We start from the raw sequence: 26736 nt of genomic DNA, 5'->3' as shown, positions 1-26736 counted from the left end.
AATTCTATCTTAGATTTAAACAGAAAAAGGAGGCTAATATTAGGGCCTACTTTTTCCGCTTTTAGGCTAAATTGACTAAGAATGCCAGAGTTTCTATTGAGATACTGTGCTCTGGTTAGCGAAATGAGACAGAATGGCATTAAGTGATTGATTACGATAGATATCGCTTTCAAATAATAACTCGTGGTTTGCCCCGTCTATCGTTATTAATTGACCTTTACCTGACTGCATTGCGGCGAGAAATTGTTGCTGTTTGTCGTTATCAACAATGCGATCATTCCCAGCTTGGATAATCAATAACGGTGCTTGAATATTAGTGGCTTGTTCGATGCAGTGCTGGCTTGCTCGCATACCTTGCCACACCCAACGTGAACTTGGCCCACCGATTTGGAGCTCTGGTTTGTGTTGGTATAGATCGCGAAACCATTGATAACGCACTTCACTGTGAGTGTATGGGTTATCAATAAACGGCTTTGCCACATAGCCTTTTTGAGTAAAGGTATATTGTGGTTGAGTTTGTAGACTATCAATAAGACGCAGTAATGGGTAAGAGATTTTCTTCATTACAGGGTTATCAAGATAGATACCATGCATTGGAGCTGTCATTGCTGCGCGATCAATAATATTTGGAAAACGCGAGAGAAATAGAGAACTGATGGTGCCGCCCATGGAATGACCCAGCATAAAATGTTGCTGGTAACCGCGAGGGGTGATGATCTGATCAAATAAGGTCTTTAGATCGGTAACATAATCATCAAATTCTGCGATATGCCCTAAGTCATGGATAGTAGTGAGGCGATCGGATACGCCTTGACCGCGATGATCAAGAGAGAAAACATCATAGCCTTGTTGAAATAGGTCATAGATGGTTTCTTGGTATTTCCAATAGCTTTCAATGCGACCATTAACCACCACAATCACTTTGTCATTTTTCGTATGAGTCATGGCCATCCAACCAATACGTAGCCCATCCACGCCATGGAAAATACCTTCTTGGCGATGTTGCCACAGTTCTGCCACAGGACCTTGCATAGTTTGGCTAAATTGCGCTTCCTGTGAGAGTGGATAAGACGAAGTGTCGGTCATGAGTCGGCTCGATTGTTAATGGTTAAATGAAGTACAGCGTTTTATTAAGTATATCTTAATTTTGTTAACAACATCATAAGTTGCTGATTGCTTTATCGGCAGTTGTTACGGTATATAAGCGCATATTCTGGTCTATCTCACATTAATGGCGATAAAAATATGAGTATTGAAGTTTGGCTCGCGTATTTAGCCACCGCAATTGTCTTTAGTTTTGCTCCAGGCTCGGGCACGGTGAACTCCATCAGCAATGGTATGGTTCATGGTTTTCGTAAATCATTAGCGTCCATTGCTGGTCTGCAACTGGGGATGAGCGTGCATATTTTATTGGTTGGAGTTGGCCTTGGGGCGATTGTTGCCCAATCCGCTGCCTTATTTACCGCTATTAAATGGGTCGGTGCGGCATATTTAGTATGGCTTGGTATTCAAAAGTGGCGTGAGCATTCAGCAATAGATATTTCTACCAGTAATAAAGCGGTGAGTGCTCAAACGTTATTTCGCCAAGCCGTACTGGTAAATTTAACTAATCCTAAAACGATTGTTTTTTTAGTGGCACTGTTTCCTCAATTTTTATCACCTACTGAGCCTCAACTGCCACAAATAGCGATCTTAGGTATTACGACTTTAGTCGTTGATGGTTGTGTGATGTTGTTTTACGTGACGCTAGCTGCAAAGCTCAGTCGCTATATTCGTTCTGCGCGAGTAATGAATCGTTTGAATCGGGTATTTGGCTCAATGTTTATCGGCTGCGGTGCTTTGCTTGCATCAGCTCAGGCTTAACCGATAAAAAAAGGGGGTATAGCAGTACCCCCAAACAAAGAACCATAAGTGTTTTGCAATTTGCAGTCAGAGAGATAGAGATCCCTTGCGGGATATCAGATCTTAAATGTAGGGACATAACATCTAAGATTTAGCCAACTTTAAACGACTAACTTTAAAGCTGGTATCAGACCTAAATAAGTAGCACGAATCCTAGTGTTAATCATTTAGGCTTGGTGATGAGAGACTTAACTCATCACCTCTGATTCTTATTATTGAAGGTATGCGTTTAACATCCACATCAATTTTTCTTGCTCGCGGATATAATCACTCATTAGTGCAGTTGTACCTTCATCATCGGCATCACCTGCTTGAGCTAAAATTTCACGCTCTTTTACCAGTAGTTTGCTAAAGCCTTCAACTAAGCCTTTCACACACTCTTTACCGTTTGTAATATCGCGGTGTTCTTTTATTTCGCTTTGCTCTAAGTAACGGCTAAAGCTGTGATCTGGGGTAAAACCAAGAGTTAGAATTCGTTCTGCAAGCTCATCAATCTTGGTTTGAAGATCGGTATAAATCTCTTCAAATTTAAGGTGTAATTCAAAGAATTCTTGGCCCTTTACATTCCAGTGATAACCACGAGTATTCATGTAAAGAACTTGATAATGAGCCAGTAGCTGGTTGAGGTGTACAGCCAGTGCTTTTGCCTTGTCACTATCAAGACCGATCAAGTTAATTTGTTGGGTCATGGTACTTCTCCTCAGTATAAATTGGGTGAAACGCCTCTCTCGTTTCGATGTAGTTATACTAAGAAAAATCCGTTCATAGGTATAATCGTTGCTTTTTATTGATTCAATCGCCTATACCTATGATAAGGGTAGGGATTTAAGCCGCTTGCTCTAGTCGTTCTGATTGATAGCAATTGTCGCCATAACATGGAATTAAGCCACATAAACGGTAACCCGCCTCTCGACCCATTTGATAGCCTTGCTCAAGCTTCTCTAAATTGCGAGTTAAACGACCGACTTGGAAACTCTCTTTCGGTGCAATAACGGTTAACTTGCAGTCTGCTGGTGGATTGGCAATAAAATCTAAGGCTGCGTTATAACGTTCTGCTCGGGAAAGTACCGCTTCAGCAAACTTAGGGTGATCATGAAACATAGACTTAATCAGCCAAGGTAGTTTGGTTTCGCTTTTATGAAAACCTAATGGTTTAGATAAGATAACGGTTATTTCTCGGGCGCCGCGGTTATACGCTTCAATCACTGGAATAGAGTCGGCAATTCCACCATCACTCATCGCCACACCACTTACCGTTGGATTATGACGATAAGCAACAGGTAAAGCGCAGGTTGCTTCCATGGCTTCGGTAATATTTTCACGGCTTACAGCAATGTATTCCGCTTGACCTGTTTCTAAATTAGTTGTTGTTGCATAGAGCGGAATATTGCGTTGCTCGTATTTGAACAGATTCAGAGGCAAATGACGTGTCGTGGTACGCCATAGCCAGTCAATATCTGTTAAATGGCCACCTTGGGTAAAGCGAGCAAAATTAATAAAGTCATGGCGGCGAGAGTAGTCGGTAATAATGGTATGGCTACGACCGTGTTGTCCACAAAGGTAGCCGATCAGATTGGTTGAACCTGCCGATACTCCAATCGCAAAATCAAAAGGCATATAATTATTTTCTAAGAAGGCATCGAGTACGCCGCTGGCAAAAATACCGCGCATAGCACCGCCTTCAACAATAAGGGCTCTTGATGAGTTGCGAGAGTTCATAACCGACCGTTTTAGCAAAGATGACAAGATACGGACTAGAATAAATCTTGCTTATATGAATCGACAGTCGATTTTTCTTATTGCTGTGATAGGTATTATTTAACCTTATGTTGGTTGTATTGACTCAATACTTTGACTGCAGCAGACAGAGCTGGATTTAAGGTCTTATTGGCCGGATAACATAAGCCTAAACGGCGAAACATCCGCGGACCATCAAGTGGAACGGTTACAAGTTGTTTTGCTGTTTCTAATACTCCTGTTGGTAAAAAAGAGATCCCCAATCCAGCTTGAACTAAATGCATAACTTGGGTTTTGTGTTCTGCCTTGGCCACTAGGTTAACGGCCAGGCCATCGCATGCTAATAGGCCAATGGTTTGCTGGTGCGCTTCACAGGGTGGACATTCAATAAAATCGTGTAGATGTAACTCTGCTGGGGTGACTTTTTCTAATTGTGCTAATGGATGATCCGGTAGCATACATAGCACATAGTCTTCATCCCACAGAGGAAGAAATATTTCATCTTCAGCCTTGAACATATCTAACGTTAGGCGCGCATCGGCAGGAGCATTATGATCAACCAACTCTAATAATAAGTTAGGGATCTGTTGATTGAGCAGAGCAAAGCAATTGGCTAATTCGGTTTGGCTCAAATCGGGAAAGTTCGCCAAGGTGAGGGGTAAACATTCGGTGCGTTGCTGAAACAGTTGGGGCAAGCGATTAACATCATTGAGCAGGCGAATGGCTAATGGATATAAGTAATGTGCCTCGTCTGTTAGATTGACTCCTTTTTTATGGCGAATAAAAAGGGTGGTGTCTAACTCTTGTTCCAGCTGTTTAATGGCACTAGAGATGGACGGTTGGGATACAAAGCAGCGCTCTGCCGCTAAAGTAATATTTTTCTCTTCATATACCGCAGTAAAGAAGCGCAGTAGTCGTAAATCCATCCAAATTCTCTTGGTTTAGTGAGCCATAACGTAAACTTATCATAACAAAAAAAGCCGAATCGGGTGGATTCGGCTTTGATCTAAGTTGTTTGATAAGAGTTAAAGGACAGAATTAACCGGCAACATTGTAGTAGGTTGCAGCACCTGGACCGACAGGAATACCGAGTACAAAGACCCACACATAGAACATGATGCTCCAGCCAATAACAAATACGATAGAGTATGGCAGCATGGTTGAGATTAATGTACCTAGACCTAAGTTCTTCTGGTAGCGGGTCGCAACAGCTAAAATCATGCCAAAGTAGCTCATCATTGGCGTAATGATATTAGTCACTGAGTCACCAATTCGGTATGCCGCCTGAATGGTTTCTGGTGCATAACCGACTAACATCAACATTGGAATAAAGATCGGTGCGGTAACAGCCCATTGTGCAGAAGCCGAACCAATCATTAAGTTAATAAAGCCACACATTAAAATGAAAGCAAAGAACAGCGCAGGGCCTGTTAAACCAATGGACTGAAGGAAATCTGCTCCACCAACTGCGAATACTTGACCGAAGTTAGTCCACTTAAAGAAAGCGACAAACTGAGCGGCAAAAAAGACCAGAACAATGTACATACCCATTGAAGACATGGACTTAGCCATCGCATTAATCACATCACGATCATTGTTCATCGTGCCGACTACTTTGCCGTAAACAAAGCCAGGAATGGCAAAGAAGACAAAGATGAAGGCGACAATACCTTTGAGAAACGGTGATCCAGCAACTAAACCTGTGGTTGGATTTCGTAACACACCATCACTTGGCACTATGGTTAATGCCAGCAACGCCGCCACAACTAGCGCAGCAAGACCCGCCATTTTTAGGCCTTTTTTCTCAATATCGGTCAGCTTGCCCATTTTATCGTGGCTAAGATCTTCACTTGCTTCTTCATCATGATATTTGCCCAGCTTTGGCTCAACGATTTTTTCGGTAACAAAGGCACCCATAATGGTAATGGCGAAGGTGGATGCAAACATAAAGTACCAGTTTACTTCTGGGCCAACGAGATAGTTCGGATCGATCATTTGGGCTGCGGTTTGAGTGATACCTGATAATAGCGGGTCAACAGTACCCAATAGTAGGTTTGCACTATAACCACCTGAAACCCCGGCAAAAGCTGCGGCAAGACCTGCAAGTGGGTGACGACCTAAAGAGTGGAATAGCATGGCTGCAAGAGGGATCAGAACTACATAACCAAGCTCTGATGCGGTGTTAGAAATGATACCAGCAAACACAACTACTAGAGTAACCATGCGGCGAGAGGCTCCCATAACCAAACCGCGCATAGCCGAAGAAAGTAGGCCTGAGTGTTCAGCAATAGCAACACCTAACATGGCAACCAATACCGTACCTAGAGGCGCAAATCCGGTAAAGTTTTTCACTAAGTTAGCCACAATCAGCTGTAAGCCTTCGGCATTAAGTAGGCTGACAACATGAATCATTCCATCTGCAGCTCGTCCTGGTGCTCCTTCTGGACGAGGGTCAATCACAGACACACCAAAGTAGCCAGCAATGCCCGAAGCGAGCAAGATAGCAACACAGAAAATAGCAAATAGGGTTATCGGGTGAGGCAGTAAATTACCTAACCACTCAACGGTATCTAAAAAGCGGGTAAAGAGATTTTTTTTACTCGGTTGAGGTGATTGTTGTTGCGAAGTCGATGGATACATCCTTCCTCCATTATCGATTACTTCCCGTCACTGGGAGCTTCAAAACTGGTGCAAGGTTACGATATTGTTAAATGTAAATGCAAGGTTAAAATGTGTCTAAATGTTTCACTGGTTGGTTTTTTGTATCTTTAATGTTGCTGTTTGTGGTGGGAAATCAAGTGGGAAAGGCTTTTTCCCTTCTATATATTCTGTGTTAAATGCAATTTGTTGATGTTGATTCGGGGTTAAGTTATTGATTGAAGATCGAGACAGGCCTGTTTTGTGATGATGTTAGCAATCTGTAGTCTGACATATGACGGTAATTGCAAATGGCTTCGAGGGTAAGAGTGACGGTTATCCATAGTTTTTTTTTATGATAAACAGAGGAAATCGGTATTTTTCAGCCAAGATTGCGCTTTGTATAGTAGTAACCAAGGTCGCGGCGTGAGTGTGCGCCATACTTAAATTATTCTAACAAAGAAAAGGTCTCTATTATGTCTAAACCTCTTATTGTCATTACAGGTGCAAGTTCTGGTATTGGTGAAGCAACTGCGCGTAAATTAGCTGGTGAAGGTTATCCCTTACTGCTTCTTGCTCGTCGTTTGGATCGCTTAGAGGCACTTGCCCTACCTAATACTCTATGTCGCCAAGTTGATGTGACCGATCTTCACGCGCTACAAAATGCTATTGCTGAAGCTGAAGAGAAGTTTGGCCCTGTTGATTGTCTTATCAATAATGCTGGTATGATGCTGTTAGGCCTTGCTGATGAGCAGGATCCACAAGAGTGGAAAACCATGTTTGATGTTAATGTGATGGGGATGCTAAACGGTATTCATCTTGTTCTTAAGGGGATGAAAGCACGCAAGCACGGCACAGTTATCAACGTTAGCTCTATTGCAGGTCGTAAAACATTCCCAAATCATGCCGCTTACTGTGGTACTAAATTTGCGGTTCATGCCATTACTGAAAATATTCGTGAAGAAGTTGCCGATGATAATGTTCGTTTCATTACTATTGCCCCTGGCGCAGTTGAAACGGAACTACTAAGCCATACCACGAGTGATGCAATTAAATCTGGCTACGAAGAGTGGAAAGAAGGTATGGGCGGTGTTATTGCACCAAGTGATATTGCTAACGCTATCAGTTATGCCTACAACCAGCCACAAAATCTGTGTATCCGTGAGATTGTGCTAGCGGCGACTCGCCAACAACCATAATTACCACTGACCATCATTTTCCTTTTGGTCAGGTTTAAGAAAGGTGCCATCATTGATTATGTCAATGATGGCATTTTTATTGGGTGAAAAGGTGAATGTATGGCAGCCAAAAAAATTTGGTTCTTTGATTTATTGCGTTGTGTTGCTGCCATTGCTGTTGTGATTATTCATGTACTTGGGCCTTATCGAGAGCAATTAGGGCAGATATCGCAGTTTGATTGGATTACCGCCATCACTTTTAATAGTTTTAGTCGCTGGACAGTTCCTGTTTTTATCTTAATCTCTGGAGCGCTATTACTTAGTAACCCTAAACCGATTGAAGCCAACTATTTTATTACTCGGCGAGTGAGCAAGGTATTAATTCCGTTTGTGGCTTGGTCTCTGTTCTATGCTGGACTTGCCGGAGTTTCGTTATCGGGTTTTGATGGGGCTGTGAGTATCAATCTGTTAAAACACGCATTTACTCATGAAACGTATTACCACTTAGGTTTCTTTTATTACTTTATTCCTCTTTATTTGCTCGTTCCTCTATTTCATTTCTTTGTTCATCGTGCAGAGCCGAGTCAAGTTCGAGCGGTTATCGGCGTGTGGCTTATTTTTACCTTGCTATTCTTATTAAGAGTCGATGGGCCATGGAGTAACCAGTATGTTTTATATAGTGGGTACTTACTTCTTGGCTATGGGCTGTACCAATATCAACGGCCAAAACTGGTTTGGCTACTGCCATTGGGTGTGGTGGCACTGCTATTAACGGATTGGATGGTAGTACATTTAAGTCTGGCTGCGGGTGAGTATACGGTAGGTCGTTGGCTCTCTTATAAAACATTAAATACCGTACTCATTGCCAGTTTGGTGTTTGTTGGTTGTCGCTGGTGGGCTGAGCACTGTGAGTGGTCCGTAACGGCTAAACAGGGGATCAGTTTTATTAGTCGTTATAGTTTAGGGGTGTATTTATTACATCCACTATTTTTATGGCCGGTAATTCATCTTAATTGGTATTTTGCTCCGCCGCTGATCACCATTCCATTTTGGACTCTGGTGTGCGGCGGATTGGCTCTATTGAGCAGTTGGCTATTGAGCAAAAGTCGCTACAGTGCTTGGCTTGTGCCTTAGCGTAACGAGCTAGCTGCGATTAAGAGCAAAATGCATAAATTGGCGGCCTTTGTAGGTCATCACGCCGCTATCACCCGGATTTAGAGCGTGATAGTAGTGAATGCCGACCATAAATTCACGCTTTGGGCCGCCTTTTACTGGTTGAACATAGATCCAATATTCTTCGTCATCTTCTCCCGGTTGAGCACCAAAAATAGGATTGCTCTGCTTATCGAGAATCATGACTTCAATGTGTTTCTCTGGAGCATGAGTTCCAAGAGTATGACGACGATAGGTGTAGATAAAATAGCTAATGGCAACGACAAGTAGTGTTACTAAAGCCAATAGTAGCATGGTTGGCATGGTAAAAATCCTTTTATTGTTCTATCCGATTATATCCATTGATACCCAATTATTACGGTATAAGTGACTTGGGCTCAGTCGTTTAAGTTCGAGACTAAAGTCATTGGTTTCATATTATTCATGACTTTATTCTTGGCTCTAGCATTACGCGATAAAATCGTGATCTGACGGAATCTTTTTCGCTTAACTCGAAGTTTGACTATGATTTAATGGAGTATGTGCGCGCGGTTTAGACAAGACTTATCCCTTCGCAAAATAGAGGGATAGTTCTTGCTTTCTAGTGACGGGTTAGTAAGGTAAGAAAAGAACATAGGATGTTGAAGAGAAAGTGATTATGTCTAATATTGCGAGCGTCATTAAACGCACCCGTCGTATCGAGTATTTACTGCGTTCTCATTATCACGCACAGGGCAGTAATTTGACGGAACTGATTGAGTTCTGCGATGAGCGTCTGCCGCAAAACTTAATTGAAGAGTTACAACATATCGCTCAAATTAGAGAGCAGTCTATTCAACAAGATCATTTTCGCTTAGCAAATGAGGATGAGTTTATTGCCATGTGTAAGCGCTGTGAGAAGGGGCTTACACCACGTAGTAATCGAGTGGTATGGGGGGTGGCTCTATTGTTGGTCTTTGGTTTTACCGCGCTAGCTATTTGGTTTTACTCTCTTCACTGGCATCGCATCTCTCTTCTTCCCTAATGGTTATACGATAGGGGCTTTATCCTATATTACCCACCGCAATATTGTTCAAAAACGAAAAAAGGCGCTATAAGCGCCTTTTTTGATATTTGTTCGTTATCTTAGTAGATAACAGGTAGTGTCATTAGACCTAGGATAACCGCAATCATCATAAGTCCTTGTTTTTGAGATGTTGTAAACATGATTTGGCTCTCCTATAACCGTTATCTTTAACTTGATAAAAAGAATAGCATGATTTTTGATCGCTTATCAAGCTAGATCTTGGTTTAGTGGCTTATTTTGCAAAAACATGACGTGTTTAAGTGGTTTTTTATCTAAGTAAACAGTGTTTTTCTCTCTGTTTGGTTTTTGAGCTCATTGTTTTTGATAAAAGTGATGTTGTTTTAACTTTATGATTTTATTGGTCTGTTTTGTTTTTTTGTTGGCGCTGTTATTGTTAATGGAATATGTAGATTGCAAAAATGGAAGTAAATTCTTTCTGCTTTATTATATGCCAAGTAATCTTAATTTATCTTTTATTGCTACCACAAAAAATTTTAATGAGATCACAGTAAGCGAATGTAACCGTTTGGTTTTTAATCTATTTTTTATTTTTTAATTCACTTAATTTTCTCATGATTTAAGAATTATGATTTGAACTTATAGATGAATGTTTCTCTGTTTTTTTTACAGGATGAGATAATAAATCAAAAGGTTAGTTTAGATGGAGATATTGTTTTTGAACATGATTAGCAGATAAATGCTTACCTTTAATAATAAGAAATAGCGTGTTTAGCTAAAAAAAAGAAGGTAAACGATTGGCTGAAAGATTATCTTAAATAGTTTAAACATATATTCAATATGCAATATAATTGAGTTAGGTCAACGCGGTAATCAACGTAGTGATCTATTGTTATATCTCCAAGTCATTCTCACTGAACCGTGCATCTTGAAATAACTTGGGTATATATGTTTTAGATTGGAAGAGAGAGAACAATGACAGAATCTGTTCATGGTCATGAAGTGCTTCATAAATTATTAGATGAAAATAAGCACTACACACCAGCAAGTTTAACGGCAGAGATTGAAGCTGAGTATGGAGCAGATGTTCGTTTTCATACTTGCAGCCAACAAGATTTGACCTTACAGCAACTTCTCGATTTCTTACTTGCGAAGGGTAAGATTATGCTGGTGGATGAGGAGCTAACAGCTAACCCGGCTCGTATGTGTCACCACTAAGAGTTATAAAACTCAGAGATATAAAAAAAGCGAGCCAAATATCGGGCTCGCTTTTTATTGGAATTGAGAGTGTTACATCATGTGTTTGCGGCGAATATCAAGCAAGGCGAAAATACCAAAAATAAGAATCGACCATTTCTCCCAACCAGACATCGTAATCTTATCGCCAAAAGCACCAATAAAGATCAACATTTGTAGGCCATGCATCATAAATAAAAATGCAGTCATGATGTAAAGCGCCATTGCCGCTGCCCCTGGAAATGGGTGGACAATATTAACTAACAACACCAACCAGACAAACGCAATCGCGGCCTTAGCTAATAAGATTAAGGTTTTCATTCTTCTTCCTCTCGAATAAATAAACGATAGCACACCTGTCCTGCGGTTTTTTCGCGATATAGATGCCAACTTGGCGGTACATCAATGCTACCGAGCTCTTTTTCTGCTTCAATATAAATCAACGCATTAGGACTTAACCAATGATTAGCTTCAAGCGCAGCAATAACTTGTTGAATAAGGTCCTTACGAAATGGTGGATCAATAAAGACCAAATCGTGAGGAGTACCTGCTTGATTGAGGAAATTTACACTATTGGTATTGTGTAAGGTTGCGTTAGTAGCCCCAATTGCGGTTAAATTTTGTTTTAGTTGCGCGGCAGCTTTTGGGTCCAGTTCAATCATGGTCAGACTTTCTGCACCACGGGATAAGGCCTCAAAGCTCAGGCTACCACTACCGGCGAAGAGATCTAAGCATTTTGCTTGATAAATATCTTGCGCTAACCAGTTGAAAAGTGTTTCTTTTACACGGTCAGTGGTAGGTCGAAGTCCTTCGACGTCATGGACGGGCAGTTTGCGACCACGCCATTGTCCGCTGATGATTCTGACGAACCCGCTCTGGCGATTATTTTGTGGTTTTTTACCTGTTTGTTGTCTACGTTTCGTCATAGATTTTTTTGACCGCTTAGAAAATGTTAGTATACATCAGTTTTTAGGCTGCAAATTGTACCAATCAATCTCTAGGATTTGCCAATGGCAGAAAAGAAGAAACGCGGATTATTCTCGTGGCTGGGTTTTGGCTCAGAAGAAAAGAGCGAACACAGCGAACAAACTACCGAAATTAACTCGGTAATCGAGGGGCAGGATGAAAGCCCTAAATCACAAACCTCTGACGCCAAGGATGCTGAAATTGCGCATAATGATGATGCAAAAAATGATGCAGCCGACAGTGCTAAGGATACCGTAACCGAGCCAGTTGCTAAAGCAGAACCCGAGGCAGAGGCTTCGATTTCTCAGTTAGAAGCGGTTGAGGAACAAGTTGAGCTAGCGAGTATCAATGCTGATGCTGCTAGTGATGATGCTCAGATTGAAGCTGAAATTGTGAGTGAGCAATTACAAGCAAAAGAGAGCGCTGAGCATCTTCGTAATGAAGAGACAGAAAATAACGCCGAGCTTGAGTCTCCAGTTATTGCGATTGCAGAGCAGGAAAAACCAAAATCAGAAGGTTTCTTTGCCCGTCTAATGCGTGGTTTACGTAAGACTAAGGAGAATTTCGGTTCGAGCTTCTTCAGTCTATTTAAAGGCAAAAAAATTGATGATGAGCTGTTTGAAGAGCTTGAAGAGCAATTACTGATTGCTGATGTGGGAATGGACACTACGGTTAAGATCATTGAAAACTTAACCGAGAAAGCCTCTCGCAAGGAACTTAAAGATGGTGAAGCACTCTACGGTTTATTGAAAGATGAATTGGCTGAGATGCTCGCAAAAGTCGAACAGCCATTTGAGATCGATACCAGCAAAAAGCCATATGTTATTTTGATGGTGGGTGTTAATGGTGTAGGTAAAACTACGACTATTGGTAAGCTGGCGAAGAAATTCCAAAGTGAAGGAAAATCTGTGATGCTGGCGGCTGGTGATACATTCCGTGCCGCTGCTGTTGAACAGCTTCAAGTTTGGGGTGAGCGTAACCAAGTTCCTGTTATTGCCCAACATACGGGTGCAGACAGTGCTTCTGTTATCTTCGATGCGATTGAATCGGCAAAAGCAAAAAATATTGATGTGATCATTGCAGATACTGCGGGTCGCTTACAAAACAAAGCTAACTTAATGGAAGAGTTACGTAAGATTGTGCGTGTGATGAAGAAAATTGATCCTGATGCGCCGCATGAAATTATGTTGACTCTCGATGCAGGTACCGGCCAAAACGCAATTAGCCAAGCAAAGCTATTTAGTGAGGTTGCTCCAGTATCAGGTATTACGCTAACGAAACTTGATGGTACAGCAAAAGGCGGGGTGATCTTTGCGATTGCCGATCAGTTCCATATCCCAATCCGTTATATTGGTATTGGTGAAGGTATTGATGATTTGCGCCCATTTGCTGCCGACGAGTTTATCGAAGCGCTATTTACAGACGAGGAATAAACAGTGATTCAGTTTCAGCAGGTAAGTAAAGCCTATCGAGGAGGTAGGCAAGCACTTCAGCGAGTAAACTTCCATCTTGGTCGTGGTGAAATGTCTTTTCTGACTGGCCACTCAGGAGCAGGTAAAAGTACCCTGCTGAAACTGATTTGTGCCATTGAACGCCCAAGTGACGGCAAAATTTTGTTCAATGACCATGATATTACCCGTATTCCTAATAAGCAGATCCCGTTTTTACGTCGTAATATCGGGATCATCTTCCAAGACCATAAGCTGTTGATGGATCGTAGCGTGTATGAAAACGTTGCTTTGCCATTACGAGTGGAATTGGCATCAGAGCATGAAATTAAACGCCGAGTATCAGCCGCATTAGATAAAGTGGGCTTACTGGATAAAGCAAAGTGTACACCGATTCAGTTATCGGGCGGTGAACAGCAGCGCGTGGGTATTGCTCGTGCCGTGGTGAATAAACCTATGTTATTACTGGCCGATGAACCGACAGGTAACCTAGATGCCGATTTATCTCAGCAAGTGATGCGTTTATTTGAAGAATTTAATCGAGTAGGCGTGAGTGTGTTAATGGCAACTCACGATACTTCACTATTAGCCAGTCACGATTATCGTCGATTGGATCTTCTACAGGGACATTTAAGGGAGATCGTTCGTGGCGCAGAATAAACAAGGCTTCTTTGCCATTCATAAACAACAAGGTGGCGGTGCATTGAAAGATATGTTTCGTCGCCCATTAGGCAATATTTTAACACTGTTGGTACTGGCGTTTGCCTTAACTCTACCAGCAACCTTCTATCTGTTGGCAAAAAACGTCACAATCGTTGCTCAATCATGGCAGAACCCAACTCAGTTAACGTTGTATTTGCAAAATTCGGTTCCTGAAGCGCAAGCAAAAACCTTTGCCGATGAGCTTAAAGGATGGCCAGAGGTTGAAACCGTTGAGTTCATCTCACCACAACAGGGTTTAGAAGAGTTTCGTCAAAATGCAGGATTTGCAAAAGCCATTGCACTGCTAGATTCTAACCCATTACCTTCTGTGGTGATTATTAAACCTAAGCCTCAGTGGCAAAGTAACGAACAAGCACAAGTGTTAGCGACAAAGCTACGTGACCAGCAACAAGTTAGTGAAGTGCGTTTAGATAGCGATTGGTTACAACGCCTAGCTGCCATTAAAGATTTGGCTGTGACGCTGGCCTTGGTCATGTCGGGCTTGATGCTGTTTGCAGTATTCTTGATTGTAGGTAACACCTTACGTTTGCAAGTGCTTAGCCATAAAGATGAAATCCAAGTAATGAAAATGGTTGGCGCAACCAATAGCTATATCCTTCGACCTTACCTGTATGTTGGGGTTTGGTATGGTCTGATCGCTTCAGTGATTGCTATTGGGTTAACTTTTGCAATTACCTTATTACTTGATCAAGCTGTGGCTACCTTAGCCAATTTGTATGCTAGCCATTATCGTTTGATTGGTCTTGGCTGGGATGAAATGCTGATTCTTATTATGTCAGCAGCTTTCCTTGGTTTATTGGCTGCGCGCTTATCTGCTGGACGCCATCTACGCGAAATTGAGCCAGTATAATTTTATTTTTATGACCTAATCCGGGGTTGATTTGCAGACTTACTTGCAATCAACCCCTTTTTATTGGCATTATTGCGGGTTCACGTAATAAGAACACGGGTTTAAATTACGTTACTTTTGAATAAAAAACACACGAGGTTTTTGCATGTCCACTGAGATGCCTTCAATGGCTCTGGTTGCGGCCGACAGTTTAGATAGCTATATCCAAGCCGTTAACCGTTACCCAATGCTTACTGCTGAGCAAGAAAAAGAGTTGGCTGAACGTCTGCATTTTGATGGTGATATTGATGCCGCGAAAGCGCTTGTCATGTCTCATCTTCGCTTTGTGGTGCATATTGCTCGTGGTTATTCTGGTTACGGTTTACCTATGGCCGATCTGATCCAAGAGGGGAATATTGGCTTAATGAAGGCTGTTAAGCGTTTTAACCCAGAAGTTGGGGTTCGCTTGGTCTCATTTGCTGTCCACTGGATCAAAGCAGAGATCCATGAGTTTGTTTTACGAAATTGGCGTATCGTTAAAGTTGCAACCACCAAAGCCCAACGTAAACTCTTCTTCAATCTTCGCAAGTCGAAAAAGCGTTTAGGTTGGTTTAATAATGAAGAAATCAATATGGTTGCGGATCAATTGGGAGTAGAGCCGAGTGAAGTGCGAGAAATGGAATCGCGTTTAGCTGCTCAAGATGCTACTTTTGAAATGTCGAATGACGATGATGATCGCGATTTTGCACCGGCAGCTCCAGCTTACTATTTAGAAGATAAAAGCTCAGATATCGCACGCAGTTATGAAGAGAATAACTGGGAAACTCATGCGACGAATCGTTTGTCACAAGCGTTAGCGAGCTTGGATGAGCGCAGTCAATTTATAGTACGTTCGCGTTGGCTTGATGAAGATAAATCGACTCTGCAAGATCTTGCTGACCGCTTTGGGGTATCAGCAGAGCGTATTCGTCAGTTAGAAAAAAATGCGATGAAAAAACTAAAAGAAGCCGTTGGTGACGATATCTACTGATTGTTTTCTTGTTTTCCTTTGTTAAAAGCCGGCCAGATGTGCCGGTTTTTTTGTCTCTGTAATTTGGAATGATTAAAGCAATAGGGATGATAAAGATCAGTTATTTGGATCTTAATAAAAGGATCCTAGTACAAATTGCAAAAAGTTGTTCAAGATGCAAAAACAGCAAATATTAATGTTAATTCAGTCACATTTTCGCACTGAGTAAGAAGTTAAAAACAGATTTATCCACAGTTTTTGATCGGATCCGATCTACATGTAGTGGATCCAAAATAACAAAAACACATTATCAACGCTATTCACAGGCTTTTCCACAGATGGTTAAAATATAAACATTGGTTTGCGCAATTCGATCAGAACCCCTTGCCAGATCTGGTAAGCCGAAACAAGGAGCGGAGAAACGATTGTGGATAACCTAAAAAAGAGAGTCGAGTAGAGATCGCAAAGTAAGGTAAAATAGATCGAAATGTATAAACATAAGTGCTTGAGTTCAACATGATCCTGACATGCTCAGAGGGATCGGATCTTGCGCTTAATAATGATAATGACCTTCAGCTTAGAGAAAGGAAAAGTATGGAACAGTTTACGCCTATTAGTGCCGAAAATGCCTATCAGTTATTACAACAAAATGATTCTGATGCGGTCTTAGTAGATATTCGTGATATTCAGTCCTTTAGTCAGGCTCATCCTGAGCAGGCTTTTCATTTAACTAATGACACTATGGTGTCGTTTATGGATGAAGTCGATTTTGAACAACCTGTGATTGTGATGTGTTATCACGGCATCAGTAGCCAAGGTGCAGCTCAATATTTACTTCACCAAGGTTTCGAGCAGGTATATAGCCTTGAAGGTGGTTTTGAGGCATGGCGTCGTGCGCAATTACCTATGGCACTTGGAGATTAAGACGTCGGAAAATTAAATAGAGGTAGTTTTAATGCATCGACTTATCGGGCTTAGTAACCCAAGATTGGCACAAGCTTTCATCGATTATATGGCATCACGCAAGATTGAAGTTGTGATGTCTCCTGAGCCTGAAGGCTTATTTGCCCTGTGGCTCAAAGATGAGCAGTATTTAGTGGAAGCAGAAGCGGAGTTACAAGCCTTTTTGCATGATCCAACGGCAGATAAGTATCAAGCTGCATCTTGGGATATGGCAGAGAGCCGAACTGCTAAGTTCCATTATGCTAACCCTAGCTTGATTAATATGATTAGAGCGCAAGCAGGTCCTTTTACTTTATCTGTGATGGTGGCCGTTATTGCGATTTATATCCTATGGTTGATTGGGTTTGAACAACCTCTGTTTACTGCCCTGCATTTTCCTTTTTTTGCCGATGGTGATCAGTGGCAGCTCTGGCGCTATTTTTCTCACGCTTTGCTGCATTTCTCTGCCTTACATATTATTTTTAACTGCCTATGGTGGTGGTTATTAGGCGGAAAGATAGAGCAACACAGCGGTAGCAGTAAGTTAGTGCAGATCTTTTTGCTGTCATCACTGTTATCTGGTTTTGCTCAAGCATGGTTTGTCGGCCCCAATTTCGGCGGGCTTTCTGGTGTCGTCTATGCGCTGATGGGCTATCTATGGTGGATGGGGTGGTTAGCGCCTAAACGTGGACTTACCATACCTCGTTCTTATGTTGTCTTTATGTTGGTGTGGTTAATTCTAGGATTTACCGATATTTTAGGATTTTCTGTGGCAAACATGGCGCATTTATTTGGTCTTGCAAGTGGCTGTTTAATCGCTCTGTATGATGCAAAAAAACCTCTTAAGCATCATTCATAACCGCTTTGTTGAATAAATACTTGCTATCAGAATATATTGATAGCAGGTATTTACTAATTCTGTTGATTAGTATACCTATCTCTAATTCTGCAATAATTGTCCATTTCTGCACGCTTATTTGCGATAAATAACTTCGCGATTTTGATTGTTTTCACATTTTTTCATAATCGAATGCGCAATAATTCGTAACAATTGAGCGAAAGAAAACTAATTTGCTCAACCCTACATTTGCGTTCGAGCAAAAAACGACTCTTTTCTATCCAAATGATCGACATGATGTGATCTTAAGAAAAGACATAATAACGACAAAAATCTAAAGGAACCTCTTATGTTTGGCTTGTTTACACCAGCTGCACACAAAGAACGATTACCTGATGGGCAAATCGACCCGATATATAAACGCATGCGTTGGCAGTTATTTATCGGTATTTTCTTCGGTTATGCCGGCTACTACTTAGTCCGTAAAAACTTCAGTTTGGCGATGCCTTATTTGATTGAAGAGTACGGTTATAGTCGTGGCGATCTTGGGGTTGCATTGGCGGCGGTATCTATCGCTTATGGTCTGTCTAAATTTTTAATGGGTAACGTCTCCGACCGTTCTAACCCGCGCTACTTTTTGGCGGCAGGCTTATCAATGTCAGCAATTGTGATGCTGTGTTTTGGTTTTATGCCATGGGCAACAGGCAGTATTGCAACCATGTTTATTTTGCTGTTCTTAAATGGATGGTTCCAGGGTATGGGATGGCCTGCCTGTGGTCGTACTATGGTTCACTGGTGGTCACATAAAGAGCGCGGCGGTATTGTTTCAGTGTGGAACGTAGCGCATAACGTGGGTGGTGGTCTAATTGGTCCTTTATTCTTATTGGGTTTATGGCTGTTTCACGATGATTGGCGCAGTGCGTTTTATGTGCCAGCATTCGGTGCTTTAATTGTCGCTGCTTTTGTTTTGATCGTGATGCGAGATACTCCACAATCATGCGGTTTGCCGTCAATTGAAGAGTACAAAAACGATTACCCAGACTCATATGATGCGTCATTTGAAAAAGAGATGACGGCAAAAGAGATCTTCTTTAAGTACGTATTCAATAACAAATTGTTGTGGTACATCGCTATTGCTAACGCCTTTGTTTATCTTATTCGTTATGGAGTATTGGATTGGGCTCCTGTGTATTTAAGTGAAGCAAAAGACTTTACGGTAGATAAATCTTCTTGGGCTTACTTCCTATATGAGTGGGCAGGTATTCCAGGTACGCTATTGTGCGGTTGGATGTCAGATAAGTTCTTTAAAGGACGTCGTGCACCTGCTGGTATTCTATTTATGGTGTTGGTGACTTTGGCCGTATTAGTGTACTGGTTTAACCCAGCTGGTAACCCAACGATTGATATGATGGCGTTGGTTGCTATTGGTTTCTTAATCTACGGTCCTGTTATGCTGATTGGTCTGTATGCACTTGAGCTTGCTCCGAAAAAAGCAGCAGGTACAGCAGCAGGTCTTACTGGTCTATTTGGTTATCTTGGTGGTGCCGTTGCGGCAAACGCTATACTTGGCTATACCGTTGACCATTTTGGCTGGGATGGTGGTTTCTTAGTTCTAACAGTATCTTGTGGTTTATCTATCTTCTTCTTTATTTTGGCGATGATGGGTGAGTCTAAGATCCACAAAGAAAAACTGCTGAAACAACAAAACGCATAATTATGATCGCCAACATTGGCATCTTGATTAGGCTATAGGTAATATGACAAGGCTCCGCAATTGTGGAGCCTTGTTGTAGATAATGCCTAGAAGTGCATACTTTGAGGCGTTGCGTTAGATAGGAGCCCCTCGCGCAGTGAAGCAGAGTAAACGTCATCAAGAAATTATTGATATTGTAAAAACGCAGGGCTATGTCAGCACTGAAGATTTAGTCGAGCGATTTAATGTAAGTCCTCAAACAATTCGTCGAGATCTGAATGAACTCGCTGATGCCAATCAGATCCGCCGTCATCACGGTGGTGCCACTATTCCATCAAGCTCTGTCAACACGTCATACAACACCCGAAAAGTGATGCAGTTAGCTGAGAAAGATCGCATTGCTCAAGCTATGGTTGCGCATATTCCTGATGGTGCCACGCTGTTTATTGATATTGGTACTACGCCAGAAGCGGTTGCTCGTGCGTTGCTTAACCATAACGATTTACGTATTGTTACTAACAACCTTAATGTTGCCGGCACTCTTATGGCAAAAGAAGACTTTCGTGTCATCTTAGCTGGCGGTGAAGTACGTAACCGAGATGGCGGTATTGTTGGTGAAGCGACCTTGGATTTTGTTTCTCAATTTCGGTTAGATTTCGGTATCTTAGGTATCAGTGGTATTGAGTTAGATGGCTCATTACTGGATTTTGATTATCATGAAGTACGAGTAAAGCAGGCGATCATTGAGAACAGCCGTTGCGTTATGCTTGGGGTTGATCACACTAAGTTTGGTCGTAATGCGATGGTTAATCTTGGCGATATTAGCCAAATTGATATGCTGTTTACCGATCAAGAGCCACCTGCAGAGCTAATGCAGCGCTTGCAAGAGTGTGAGTTAACGATGGAAATTATTAATTAATTTATCGAGCTCAAAAAATAGAACATCCTGAAAATGGGCCAGATGAGAATCTGGCCCATTTTTTTACGCAAAAAGGTGCGATAAAGATCATACTAAAGAGAAAAACTGGTCACTTTTTAGATGATCTTGATCAATTTGTCCGCTATTATGCTGTTGTAAATGCTCGAACGCTCATTTTTATGTTCGTTTTATAATAATAGTGAAACAGGTGATGATATGGCTCAAGATAACTCAATTCTCGATATAATCGTCGTGGGTGGCGGCATTAACGGGGCTGGTATTGCTACAGATGCAGCAGGTCGTGGGCTACGAGTTGGCTTATATGAAGCATCTGATTTTGCATCTGCTACCTCGTCTGCAAGCTCTAAATTGATTCACGGTGGTTTGCGTTATCTTGAACATTACGAATTTCGCTTGGTAGGCGAAGCGCTGGCTGAGCGTGAAGTCTTGCTAAAAAAACTGCCTCATATCGCCCATCCAATGCGTTTTCGTCTACCGCATCAACCCCATTTGCGTCCAGCGTGGATGATTCGTGCTGGCCTGTTTCTTTACGATCATTTAGGCAAGCGCACTACGTTACCAGCCAGTTGTGGTTTGCGTTTTGGTGCCGATTCGGTATTAGTGCCCGAAATTACCAAAGGATTTGAATACTCTGATTGCTGGGTCGATGATGCGCGTTTGGTTATTTTAAATGCGATGAGTGTGGCTCAAGCTGGTGGAGAGGTTCGTAACCGTTGCCGAGTTGAACGTGCGGTGCGGGTGGGTGATATTTGGCAAGTGACTATTCGTGATCTATTAACCGATCACACGTTTGAACGACAAGCTCACGCCTTAGTGAATGCGGCTGGGCCTTGGGTTAAAACCTTCTTTGACCAAAGCACTGATCTTACATCTCCACGTAATATTCGCTTGATCAAAGGCTCCCATATTGTTGTGCCTCGGGTTCATGAGCAAACTCAAGCCTACATCTTGCAAAATGAAGATAACCGCATTGTCTTTGTAATCCCATATCTTGATCGTTTCTCTATTATTGGTACTACAGATGTTGAGTATCAAGGCAATCCACGCGATGTGGCGATAGATGAGCAAGAGATTGGCTACTTGCTAGATGTGTATAACCGCCATTTTAAAAAGCAATTAGAGCGTCAAGATGTTGTGTGGATCTACAGTGGCGTTCGACCATTATGCGATGATGAGTCTGACTCCCCGCAAGCCATTACCCGAGACTACACATTAGAATTAGAGCAAGAAGGAACTCAAGCGCCGCTGCTTTCTATTTTTGGTGGGAAGCTCACGACCTATCGTAAATTAGCAGAGGCTGCAATGGTAAAACTGGCGCCATTCTTCCCTCAGATGGGGCCAAGTTGGACTGCTGATAGTTATTTACCTGGCGGTGCTGATGGTTTTACTCGTGAGACTTTTGCTCGTGAATTAAAACAGCGCTATCCATGGCTGACTGAGTTTACTTGCCTACGATTGGCGACCAACTACGGTGTTTGCGCCAATACCATGCTGGCACAGGTGCAATGCGAAGCCGATATGGGAACAGACTTTGGTGAGCAGTTTTATCAGATAGAATTAGAGTATTTGATACAGCATGAATTTGTACAAACTGTAGAAGATGCGCTGTGGCGTCGCAGTAAAATGGGGTTGTACTTAACGAAGGAGCAACAACAGCGGGTCGCAGAATATCTTATAGCAGGGCAAGCAGCTGCTTCTGAGAGTGCGGCCTAACCGCGATAGTGTTTATTTTAACGCTCAGCACAAACGGCTGAGCGTTGCTGTTTCTATTCGTCTCTTTATTAAGAGCTCTATTGATAGAGATATTTGGTAAAGAGCAATTCTGTTACCAACTTATTTCCCGCCTCAGCCACAAGCAAATCATTTACTTTATGCAGGCACTGCTTGCGAATTTCCTCTCGTCCTGCCAAGGATTTCACTTTTATTTCTGGCTGCTGACCAATAATTTGAATTATGGCGTCTCGAATTAAAGGTTCGTGATGTTTAACTAGTTCTAGCTGAGAAGGATTCGCTAGCATGAGGTCGACTTGAACCCGAAGGTATCCCAACTGCTTGCCTGAGGTGACATAGTTAGTTGTGATATCTGGGTTTAAAGTGTAGTAGACAAAAGCCGGTTCTGCCGCTGTAGTGTCATTATCTGCCGCATATGCCCAATTGCTTATCAGTCCGTTGGTTAGCACAATCGAGAGCGCCAATAGCAAAGATTTCATCATAACAGTCGTTCAGTTGGTTGGTGATTTGAAAAAGAGTTGTGATCTTTCGATCGTAACGATATTCGTAGCTGGAACACCTTGCTACAATAGCCAGTCAACATGGTAATAAAATAACCGGATTCAACCAAGAGTTAATCATTTCTTTTGCTTGTTTCTGATAGAAGAAAGATGTCGGATTTCAAACAGTTGTACAATCCCTTACTTGAGAAGGCCCAATGGCAGGTGCCGGAATTGGCACAGCTGATTGGCTCTCAATTAGCACCCTGGTTGCTTGAAACTGAGTCGCTATCACAACGTTTAGCTCAATGTTGTCAGAATTTTACCGTTACAGTCCTTGAACAAGTGATGGTAGAAAAGCAGCAGCTCAGTATTGAAGAAAAAGAATTAGTTGGCGATATCGATTGTTTATCGCGTAAAGTTATTTTAAATGGAGATGGGGTTCCTTGGGTCTTTGCTCGTACCTTAATTCCGCTTTCTACCCTAACTGGAGATGAACAAGATCTTGCTCAATTGGGGGAGAAGCCGTTAGGTTATCGAGTTTTTACCGCAGATAATGCACGACGAGATGCACTTGTTATTGCTAACATCCGTGGTGAAACATCACCGTTATGGGCTCGTCGCTCACGGTTATGGCTCAATGATAAACCGCTATTGGTGGCTGAACTGTTTTTAGAGTCAGCTCCGATTTATGCAAAGGATAGTGAATGTTAGAGATGACAAAAGCTCGAGCTTATTGGCAATTGGCTCGCTTTGACCGTCCTATTGGTAGTTTATTGCTGTTATGGCCGACCTTATGGGCATTATTTCTGGCTGCTGATGGTTGGCCGAGTCCACATGTTTTCGTGGTTTTTGTTCTGGGCGTAATTTTTATGCGTGCGGCAGGATGTGTGATCAATGATTTTGCCGATCGTAATTTTGATGGCCATGTAAAACGTACTTGTCAGCGACCAATGCCATCTGGAAAAGTCTCGGAGCGAGAAGCGCTTGGGCTATTTGGCTTACTGGTGCTGATTTCGTTTTTGTTGGTTCTGACCATGAATACCCTGACCATCAGTTTGTCGGTGATTGGTTTGGCGTTAGCGGCAGCTTACCCATTTATGAAACGCTATACCCATTTGCCTCAGTTGGTGTTGGGGGTAGCATTTGGTTGGTCGATTCCAATGGCTTATGCGGCGCAGTCTGGGCAATTACCTCTTGCTGCATGGCTATTATTTGCCGCTAATATTTTGTGGACCATTGCCTATGACACTCAATATGCCATGGTTGATCGTGATGATGATTTAAAAATAGGTATCAAATCGACCGCCATTTTATTTGGTCGTTTTGATAAGATGATCATTGGTATGTTACAGCTAGGTACCTTGCTTCTACTGACCGCGGTTGGTGGCGTATTGGGTTTATCGCAGATTTTCTACTGGTTCCTATTATTGGCAGCAATGTTGTTTGTATACCAACAGATGTTGATTAAACAACGCCAACGTGAAGACTGTTTTCGCGCTTTCTTAAATAACAATTATGTTGGCATGGTCATTTGTATTGGTTTAGCGGTAAGTGTGTTGTTAAATTAATTATCTAGTTATTCGAATGGTATAAAAAAGGCCTAGTCAGTTTAGTACTGCTAGGCCTTTTTGTTTTTCTTAACAAGTAACTAGTGGTTAATTCAGTCCACTTGCTCTTCTTGTTCTGGTGCTGGTGTGTGGTTCATTACCGCAGAGATAGTTAGTTTCACTTCAGGAGAAACCAGAGCGGTCAATGTTTCAGTTAAGTTTTCAACTGGGCGTGTTAGTGCGTGACACTCATCGTTGAGATAACCTTCAGCACGTAGCGTTTTAACCAGAGTTGAGAACACACCTTTATCGAAGAATTCAGGAGCGTTAATACCGTGAATTCGACTTAAACGTTGCGCCAGCATTTGGCTTTGCTGCTCTAAATCACTCTTGATCACTTCTGGTTCTGCGCGTAGCAGTGTCAGAGTAATAGCATAGCGTTGTAGTGTCTCTTTTATGGTGCGAGCAAGCAGTTGTAGTGGACCGATGCGCGCCTCATTCATTGAGATATTTAAACCATCGTTTAGCAACAGACCTTGGCGAACCAGCTCTGCGATGATGTTATCAATCGCAGGATCCAACTCTTCTTTGTTGTAACGTAAGAACAGTTCCGCTTTTAAGAATGGGTAGAGCAGTTCAACTTGTTCATGAATCTCATCATTGGTTAAGCTCTGATGTGATACCACAATATGAGCAATCAGTGATGGCAGCGCGAACAGGTGGATGATGTTATTTCGATAGTAAGTCATTAAAATCGATTGCTTACGATCTAGCGAGATAATGTCACCTAATGTATCGCGCTCAACAATAAATTTACCCATTTCTAGCGTATGGTCGACTAACTCTTTTGCCGACTCTTTTGGCATAGTGCATTGGCTTGAGTAAGGTACATTACGTAGCAGTTCAAGATAACAATCGATCTGTTCTTCTAGCTCTTCACGACTTAATGCGCGTTGATAAGAAGAGAGCAACGCCAAGGCACATAAGGTTAGGGCGTTAGTTGCTGCGGCATCATTAATATGAGTCATCATCTTAATTGCCAAATCATTCACCACGGGATTTAACCATTGTGGTTTACTTGGTTCAATTGGATCGATGTCTTGATGCCAGTTTGGTACGTTATCGTTTAAGTACTGATTTAGCGGAATGGGCTCACCGAAGTTTACATAGCCTTGTCCTAAATTTTGTAGCTTACGAATGGTACGGATAACTTGACCGACGTTTTCTTTTTCTTTGCGTTTACCTTGCAGCTCTTTGGCGTAGGTACCTACTTCCATAACGTGTTCATAACCAATATAAACCGGAACCAAAGTCACTGGACGTTTTAGGCCGCGTAACATGGCTTGAATGGTCATCGATAGCATGCCCGTTTTAGCTGGAAGCAAGCGACCGGTACGAGAACGGCCCCCTTCACTGAAGTATTCAACCGAATAACCTTTGGCAAACAGTTCTGCTAGATACTCACGAAATACGGTTGAGTACAGGCGATCGCCACGGAAACTGCGGCGAATAAAGAAGGCGCCACCACGACGGAAAATAGGACCTGCTGGGAAGAAGTTTAAGTTGATTCCAGCGGCAATATGCGGAGGCACCAATCCTTCGTTATATAGGACATAAGAAAGTAGCAAGTAGTCCATATGGCTACGGTGACAAGGTACATAAACAATCTCATGACCGTCTTGTGCCAAACGACGTACACGCTGAGCATTATGGATATTTAAACCTTGGTACAGTTTATTCCATAGCCAACCTAAGAAGCTGTCGCCATGTTTAATCAGCGAGTAAGAGAAGTTAGCGGCAATCTCTTCCATCATTTCGATGGCTTCTTTACGCACTTTCTCAACTGGAACATCGCGTGATTTGGCTTCTTCAGTAACCACTTTCTCAATGGCTTTTGACGCTAATAAACGTTTAAACAATTCATGGCGATCGGGTAGACGAGGGCCCGAAGCTGCAATTTGCTGACGTGAGAAATGGATTTTAGCCACTCGTGCCAATTTATGCGCAATGGCATCATCGGTACCATGGTTATCTGCCATATATCGCAGTGATACTGGAGTGCTTAGACGAACTAAACAGTCACGACCTTGCGCTAAGATCGCGAGGAATTTTTTAGGACCATTTAAAGGACGTAGAATTGGTCCAGTCTCTTTTTCTTTACCAGGCTTTCGGCCCCAAAGTACAGAAGCAGGCACAAGCTGAATGTTAAGCTCAGGGTTTTGTTTATGTAGCTCAAGCAATTCAGTAAATAACTCTACTGACTCAGCAGGCAGATCACTGCTTGAACCAAAAATACTCGGGCCTTTAGCGACAAACACATAGCGCGCAAGTTGTTTATCACCAATCTCTAGTGGTGATAGGGGATCGGGTAGTCCCAACTCTTGGGTACTACTGCGCAATGTCATCAGATCCGTGGTAGAACGAAATGGCAGGATATAGACGATAGGGCGCTCTAAATCCAACTCTAAATCGGTTACCGGATCAGAGGGAATGGAATTGGTTTTTACCAATAATGACAATGGCAATCTAAGTAATTGTCGAGAAATTTTTTGCCACGTTGACATAATCTATTACGAACCTCGAATTCTTAATGCGCCGCAAGGATAGCAGAAAAAGGTCTCTGCTATAGAGCTAAAATCATTGAGATCATACGTAATTTTAGTTTTTTTAACTTAATTTATGTACTTTGACTGATGATTAGACTTGTTGAAAAATCAATCTG

The 26736-nt window shown here is 42.1% G+C and carries 26 protein-coding genes; 16 read left to right on the top strand and 10 right to left on the bottom strand.

Annotated features, from left to right (window positions below):
- Nucleotides 1-93 precede the first annotated feature (93 nt).
- Complete coding sequence (locus WAX86_RS14745) at nucleotides 94-1086, bottom strand: alpha/beta fold hydrolase (protein WP_005302414.1); 993 nt, start codon at nucleotides 1084-1086, stop codon at nucleotides 94-96.
- Nucleotides 1087-1245: 159 nt separating this feature from the next.
- Here WAX86_RS14745 and rhtB point away from each other — a divergent pair, with 159 nt between their 5' ends.
- Complete coding sequence (gene rhtB / locus WAX86_RS14740) at nucleotides 1246-1863, top strand: homoserine/homoserine lactone efflux protein (protein ID WP_005302417.1); 618 nt, start codon at nucleotides 1246-1248, stop codon at nucleotides 1861-1863.
- A gap of 251 nt (nucleotides 1864-2114) precedes the next feature.
- Here the strand turns inward: rhtB and WAX86_RS14735 are convergent, their stop codons facing one another.
- From WAX86_RS14735 to WAX86_RS14720, 4 genes are all read right to left on the bottom strand, one after another.
- Nucleotides 2115-2591, bottom strand: a complete 477-nt coding sequence (locus WAX86_RS14735; protein WP_252690037.1) for a Dps family protein — start codon at nucleotides 2589-2591, stop codon at nucleotides 2115-2117.
- 136 nt (nucleotides 2592-2727) lie between these two features.
- A complete protein-coding gene (locus tag WAX86_RS14730; protein ID WP_069532387.1) occupies nucleotides 2728-3621 on the bottom strand; it encodes a patatin family protein in 894 nt (297 codons plus the stop codon).
- A 95-nt stretch (nucleotides 3622-3716) separates the two neighbouring features.
- Entirely contained in the window at nucleotides 3717-4565 is an 849-nt protein-coding gene (locus WAX86_RS14725; RefSeq protein ID WP_112163824.1) for a LysR family transcriptional regulator, read from the bottom strand.
- 112 nt (nucleotides 4566-4677) lie between these two features.
- Nucleotides 4678-6279 carry an AbgT family transporter gene (locus WAX86_RS14720; protein WP_068969624.1) on the bottom strand — a complete coding sequence of 534 codons (1602 nt, stop codon included), beginning with the start codon at nucleotides 6277-6279 and terminating at the stop codon, nucleotides 4678-4680.
- A gap of 473 nt (nucleotides 6280-6752) precedes the next feature.
- Here WAX86_RS14720 and WAX86_RS14715 point away from each other — a divergent pair, with 473 nt between their 5' ends.
- Both WAX86_RS14715 and WAX86_RS14710 read left to right on the top strand, forming a co-directional pair.
- Complete coding sequence (locus WAX86_RS14715; protein WP_044173886.1) at nucleotides 6753-7475, top strand: SDR family oxidoreductase; 723 nt, start codon at nucleotides 6753-6755, stop codon at nucleotides 7473-7475.
- A gap of 99 nt (nucleotides 7476-7574) precedes the next feature.
- A complete protein-coding gene (locus WAX86_RS14710) occupies nucleotides 7575-8588 on the top strand; it encodes an acyltransferase (protein WP_341488955.1) in 1014 nt (337 codons plus the stop codon).
- A gap of 9 nt (nucleotides 8589-8597) precedes the next feature.
- Here WAX86_RS14710 and WAX86_RS14705 read toward each other — a convergent pair whose 3' ends face one another.
- Complete coding sequence (locus WAX86_RS14705; RefSeq protein WP_044173890.1) at nucleotides 8598-8930, bottom strand: DUF2500 domain-containing protein; 333 nt, start codon at nucleotides 8928-8930, stop codon at nucleotides 8598-8600.
- A gap of 334 nt (nucleotides 8931-9264) precedes the next feature.
- On the opposite strand from WAX86_RS14705, the gene WAX86_RS14700 reads away from it, so the two are divergent.
- Nucleotides 9265-9630 (top strand): DUF4145 domain-containing protein, encoded by a 366-nt coding sequence (locus tag WAX86_RS14700; RefSeq protein WP_237034975.1) that lies wholly within the window; start codon nucleotides 9265-9267, stop codon nucleotides 9628-9630.
- A 975-nt stretch (nucleotides 9631-10605) separates the two neighbouring features.
- Nucleotides 10606-10848: a YecH family metal-binding protein gene (locus WAX86_RS14695; protein ID WP_065172483.1), complete on the top strand. Its 243-nt coding sequence runs from the start codon at nucleotides 10606-10608 to the stop codon at nucleotides 10846-10848.
- Nucleotides 10849-10920: 72 nt separating this feature from the next.
- Here the strand turns inward: WAX86_RS14695 and WAX86_RS14690 are convergent, their stop codons facing one another.
- On the bottom strand, nucleotides 10921-11187 hold the full coding sequence (locus WAX86_RS14690) for a DUF1145 domain-containing protein (RefSeq protein ID WP_036764667.1): 267 nt from the start codon (nucleotides 11185-11187) through the stop codon (nucleotides 10921-10923).
- Nucleotides 11184-11792, bottom strand: coding sequence for a 16S rRNA (guanine(966)-N(2))-methyltransferase RsmD (gene rsmD, locus WAX86_RS14685; protein WP_341488954.1), 609 nt, complete (start codon nucleotides 11790-11792; stop codon nucleotides 11184-11186). Before rsmD ends, WAX86_RS14690 begins: the two co-directional genes overlap by 4 nt.
- 84 nt (nucleotides 11793-11876) lie before the next feature.
- On the opposite strand from rsmD, the gene ftsY reads away from it, so the two are divergent.
- From ftsY to glpD, 9 genes are all read left to right on the top strand, one after another.
- Nucleotides 11877-13265, top strand: a complete 1389-nt coding sequence (gene ftsY, locus WAX86_RS14680) for a signal recognition particle-docking protein FtsY (protein WP_005302443.1) — start codon at nucleotides 11877-11879, stop codon at nucleotides 13263-13265.
- A 3-nt stretch (nucleotides 13266-13268) separates the two neighbouring features.
- Nucleotides 13269-13940, top strand: a complete 672-nt coding sequence (gene ftsE / locus WAX86_RS14675) for a cell division ATP-binding protein FtsE (protein ID WP_065172481.1) — start codon at nucleotides 13269-13271, stop codon at nucleotides 13938-13940.
- A complete protein-coding gene (gene ftsX, locus WAX86_RS14670) occupies nucleotides 13927-14853 on the top strand; it encodes a permease-like cell division protein FtsX (RefSeq protein ID WP_068945357.1) in 927 nt (308 codons plus the stop codon). The genes ftsE and ftsX overlap by 14 nt, the downstream gene beginning before the upstream one ends.
- Before the next feature lie 145 nt (nucleotides 14854-14998).
- Nucleotides 14999-15862: an RNA polymerase sigma factor RpoH gene (rpoH, locus tag WAX86_RS14665; RefSeq protein ID WP_341488953.1), complete on the top strand. Its 864-nt coding sequence runs from the start codon at nucleotides 14999-15001 to the stop codon at nucleotides 15860-15862.
- Nucleotides 15863-16435: 573 nt separating this feature from the next.
- Nucleotides 16436-16765: a thiosulfate sulfurtransferase GlpE gene (glpE, locus tag WAX86_RS14660; RefSeq protein ID WP_036764669.1), complete on the top strand. Its 330-nt coding sequence runs from the start codon at nucleotides 16436-16438 to the stop codon at nucleotides 16763-16765.
- A 31-nt stretch (nucleotides 16766-16796) separates the two neighbouring features.
- Nucleotides 16797-17642 carry a rhomboid family intramembrane serine protease GlpG gene (gene glpG, locus WAX86_RS14655; protein ID WP_065172479.1) on the top strand — a complete coding sequence of 282 codons (846 nt, stop codon included), beginning with the start codon at nucleotides 16797-16799 and terminating at the stop codon, nucleotides 17640-17642.
- A 328-nt stretch (nucleotides 17643-17970) separates the two neighbouring features.
- A complete protein-coding gene (glpT, locus tag WAX86_RS14650) occupies nucleotides 17971-19335 on the top strand; it encodes a glycerol-3-phosphate transporter (protein ID WP_044173914.1) in 1365 nt (454 codons plus the stop codon).
- A gap of 136 nt (nucleotides 19336-19471) precedes the next feature.
- Nucleotides 19472-20233, top strand: a complete 762-nt coding sequence (locus tag WAX86_RS14645; protein WP_036764671.1) for a DeoR/GlpR family transcriptional regulator — start codon at nucleotides 19472-19474, stop codon at nucleotides 20231-20233.
- A gap of 216 nt (nucleotides 20234-20449) precedes the next feature.
- Nucleotides 20450-21967, top strand: coding sequence for a glycerol-3-phosphate dehydrogenase (glpD, locus tag WAX86_RS14640; RefSeq protein WP_341488952.1), 1518 nt, complete (start codon nucleotides 20450-20452; stop codon nucleotides 21965-21967).
- A gap of 77 nt (nucleotides 21968-22044) precedes the next feature.
- Here the strand turns inward: glpD and WAX86_RS14635 are convergent, their stop codons facing one another.
- Nucleotides 22045-22467 (bottom strand): flagellar basal body-associated protein FliL, encoded by a 423-nt coding sequence (locus WAX86_RS14635; protein WP_065172478.1) that lies wholly within the window; start codon nucleotides 22465-22467, stop codon nucleotides 22045-22047.
- A gap of 168 nt (nucleotides 22468-22635) precedes the next feature.
- Here WAX86_RS14635 and WAX86_RS14630 point away from each other — a divergent pair, with 168 nt between their 5' ends.
- Together WAX86_RS14630 and ubiA are read left to right on the top strand one after the other, a co-directional pair.
- Nucleotides 22636-23178 (top strand): chorismate lyase, encoded by a 543-nt coding sequence (locus WAX86_RS14630; protein ID WP_065172477.1) that lies wholly within the window; start codon nucleotides 22636-22638, stop codon nucleotides 23176-23178.
- A complete protein-coding gene (gene ubiA / locus WAX86_RS14625; RefSeq protein WP_068969631.1) occupies nucleotides 23172-24035 on the top strand; it encodes a 4-hydroxybenzoate octaprenyltransferase in 864 nt (287 codons plus the stop codon). The genes WAX86_RS14630 and ubiA overlap by 7 nt, the downstream gene beginning before the upstream one ends.
- 92 nt (nucleotides 24036-24127) lie before the next feature.
- On the opposite strand, the gene plsB is transcribed toward ubiA, so the two are convergent.
- Nucleotides 24128-26578 (bottom strand): glycerol-3-phosphate 1-O-acyltransferase PlsB, encoded by a 2451-nt coding sequence (gene plsB, locus WAX86_RS14620; protein ID WP_065172476.1) that lies wholly within the window; start codon nucleotides 26576-26578, stop codon nucleotides 24128-24130.
- Nucleotides 26579-26736: the final 158 nt, after the last annotated feature.

The organism is Photobacterium damselae subsp. damselae (genome assembly GCF_038086725.1).
Classification (GTDB): domain Bacteria; phylum Pseudomonadota; class Gammaproteobacteria; order Enterobacterales; family Vibrionaceae; genus Photobacterium; species Photobacterium damselae.
This window is presented reverse-complemented; position numbering and strand designations above follow the sequence as displayed.

Bases quoted from the DNA above. Each gene is read 5' to 3' on its own strand.
- glpG (WP_065172479.1), top strand. From the start codon at position 16,797: ATGCATCGACTTATCGGGCTTAGTAACCCAAGATTGGCACAAGCTTTC.
- glpT (WP_044173914.1), top strand. From the start codon at position 17,971: ATGTTTGGCTTGTTTACACCAGCTGCACACAAAGAACGATTACCTGAT.
- WAX86_RS14700 (WP_237034975.1), top strand. From the start codon at position 9,265: ATGTCTAATATTGCGAGCGTCATTAAACGCACCCGTCGTATCGAGTAT.
- WAX86_RS14730 (WP_069532387.1), bottom strand. From the start codon at position 3,621: ATGAACTCTCGCAACTCATCAAGAGCCCTTATTGTTGAAGGCGGTGCT.
- WAX86_RS14705 (WP_044173890.1), bottom strand. From the start codon at position 8,930: ATGCCAACCATGCTACTATTGGCTTTAGTAACACTACTTGTCGTTGCC.
- WAX86_RS14715 (WP_044173886.1), top strand. From the start codon at position 6,753: ATGTCTAAACCTCTTATTGTCATTACAGGTGCAAGTTCTGGTATTGGT.
- ftsY (WP_005302443.1), top strand. From the start codon at position 11,877: ATGGCAGAAAAGAAGAAACGCGGATTATTCTCGTGGCTGGGTTTTGGC.
- WAX86_RS14735 (WP_252690037.1), bottom strand. From the start codon at position 2,591: ATGACCCAACAAATTAACTTGATCGGTCTTGATAGTGACAAGGCAAAA.
- WAX86_RS14695 (WP_065172483.1), top strand. From the start codon at position 10,606: ATGACAGAATCTGTTCATGGTCATGAAGTGCTTCATAAATTATTAGAT.
- glpE (WP_036764669.1), top strand. From the start codon at position 16,436: ATGGAACAGTTTACGCCTATTAGTGCCGAAAATGCCTATCAGTTATTA.
- WAX86_RS14630 (WP_065172477.1), top strand. From the start codon at position 22,636: ATGTCGGATTTCAAACAGTTGTACAATCCCTTACTTGAGAAGGCCCAA.
- ubiA (WP_068969631.1), top strand. From the start codon at position 23,172: ATGTTAGAGATGACAAAAGCTCGAGCTTATTGGCAATTGGCTCGCTTT.
- rsmD (WP_341488954.1), bottom strand. From the start codon at position 11,792: ATGACGAAACGTAGACAACAAACAGGTAAAAAACCACAAAATAATCGC.
- WAX86_RS14720 (WP_068969624.1), bottom strand. From the start codon at position 6,279: ATGTATCCATCGACTTCGCAACAACAATCACCTCAACCGAGTAAAAAA.
- glpD (WP_341488952.1), top strand. From the start codon at position 20,450: ATGGCTCAAGATAACTCAATTCTCGATATAATCGTCGTGGGTGGCGGC.
- plsB (WP_065172476.1), bottom strand. From the start codon at position 26,578: ATGTCAACGTGGCAAAAAATTTCTCGACAATTACTTAGATTGCCATTG.
- rpoH (WP_341488953.1), top strand. From the start codon at position 14,999: ATGTCCACTGAGATGCCTTCAATGGCTCTGGTTGCGGCCGACAGTTTA.
- rhtB (WP_005302417.1), top strand. From the start codon at position 1,246: ATGAGTATTGAAGTTTGGCTCGCGTATTTAGCCACCGCAATTGTCTTT.
- WAX86_RS14690 (WP_036764667.1), bottom strand. From the start codon at position 11,187: ATGAAAACCTTAATCTTATTAGCTAAGGCCGCGATTGCGTTTGTCTGG.
- WAX86_RS14725 (WP_112163824.1), bottom strand. From the start codon at position 4,565: ATGGATTTACGACTACTGCGCTTCTTTACTGCGGTATATGAAGAGAAA.
- WAX86_RS14710 (WP_341488955.1), top strand. From the start codon at position 7,575: ATGGCAGCCAAAAAAATTTGGTTCTTTGATTTATTGCGTTGTGTTGCT.
- WAX86_RS14635 (WP_065172478.1), bottom strand. From the start codon at position 22,467: ATGATGAAATCTTTGCTATTGGCGCTCTCGATTGTGCTAACCAACGGA.
- WAX86_RS14745 (WP_005302414.1), bottom strand. From the start codon at position 1,086: ATGACCGACACTTCGTCTTATCCACTCTCACAGGAAGCGCAATTTAGC.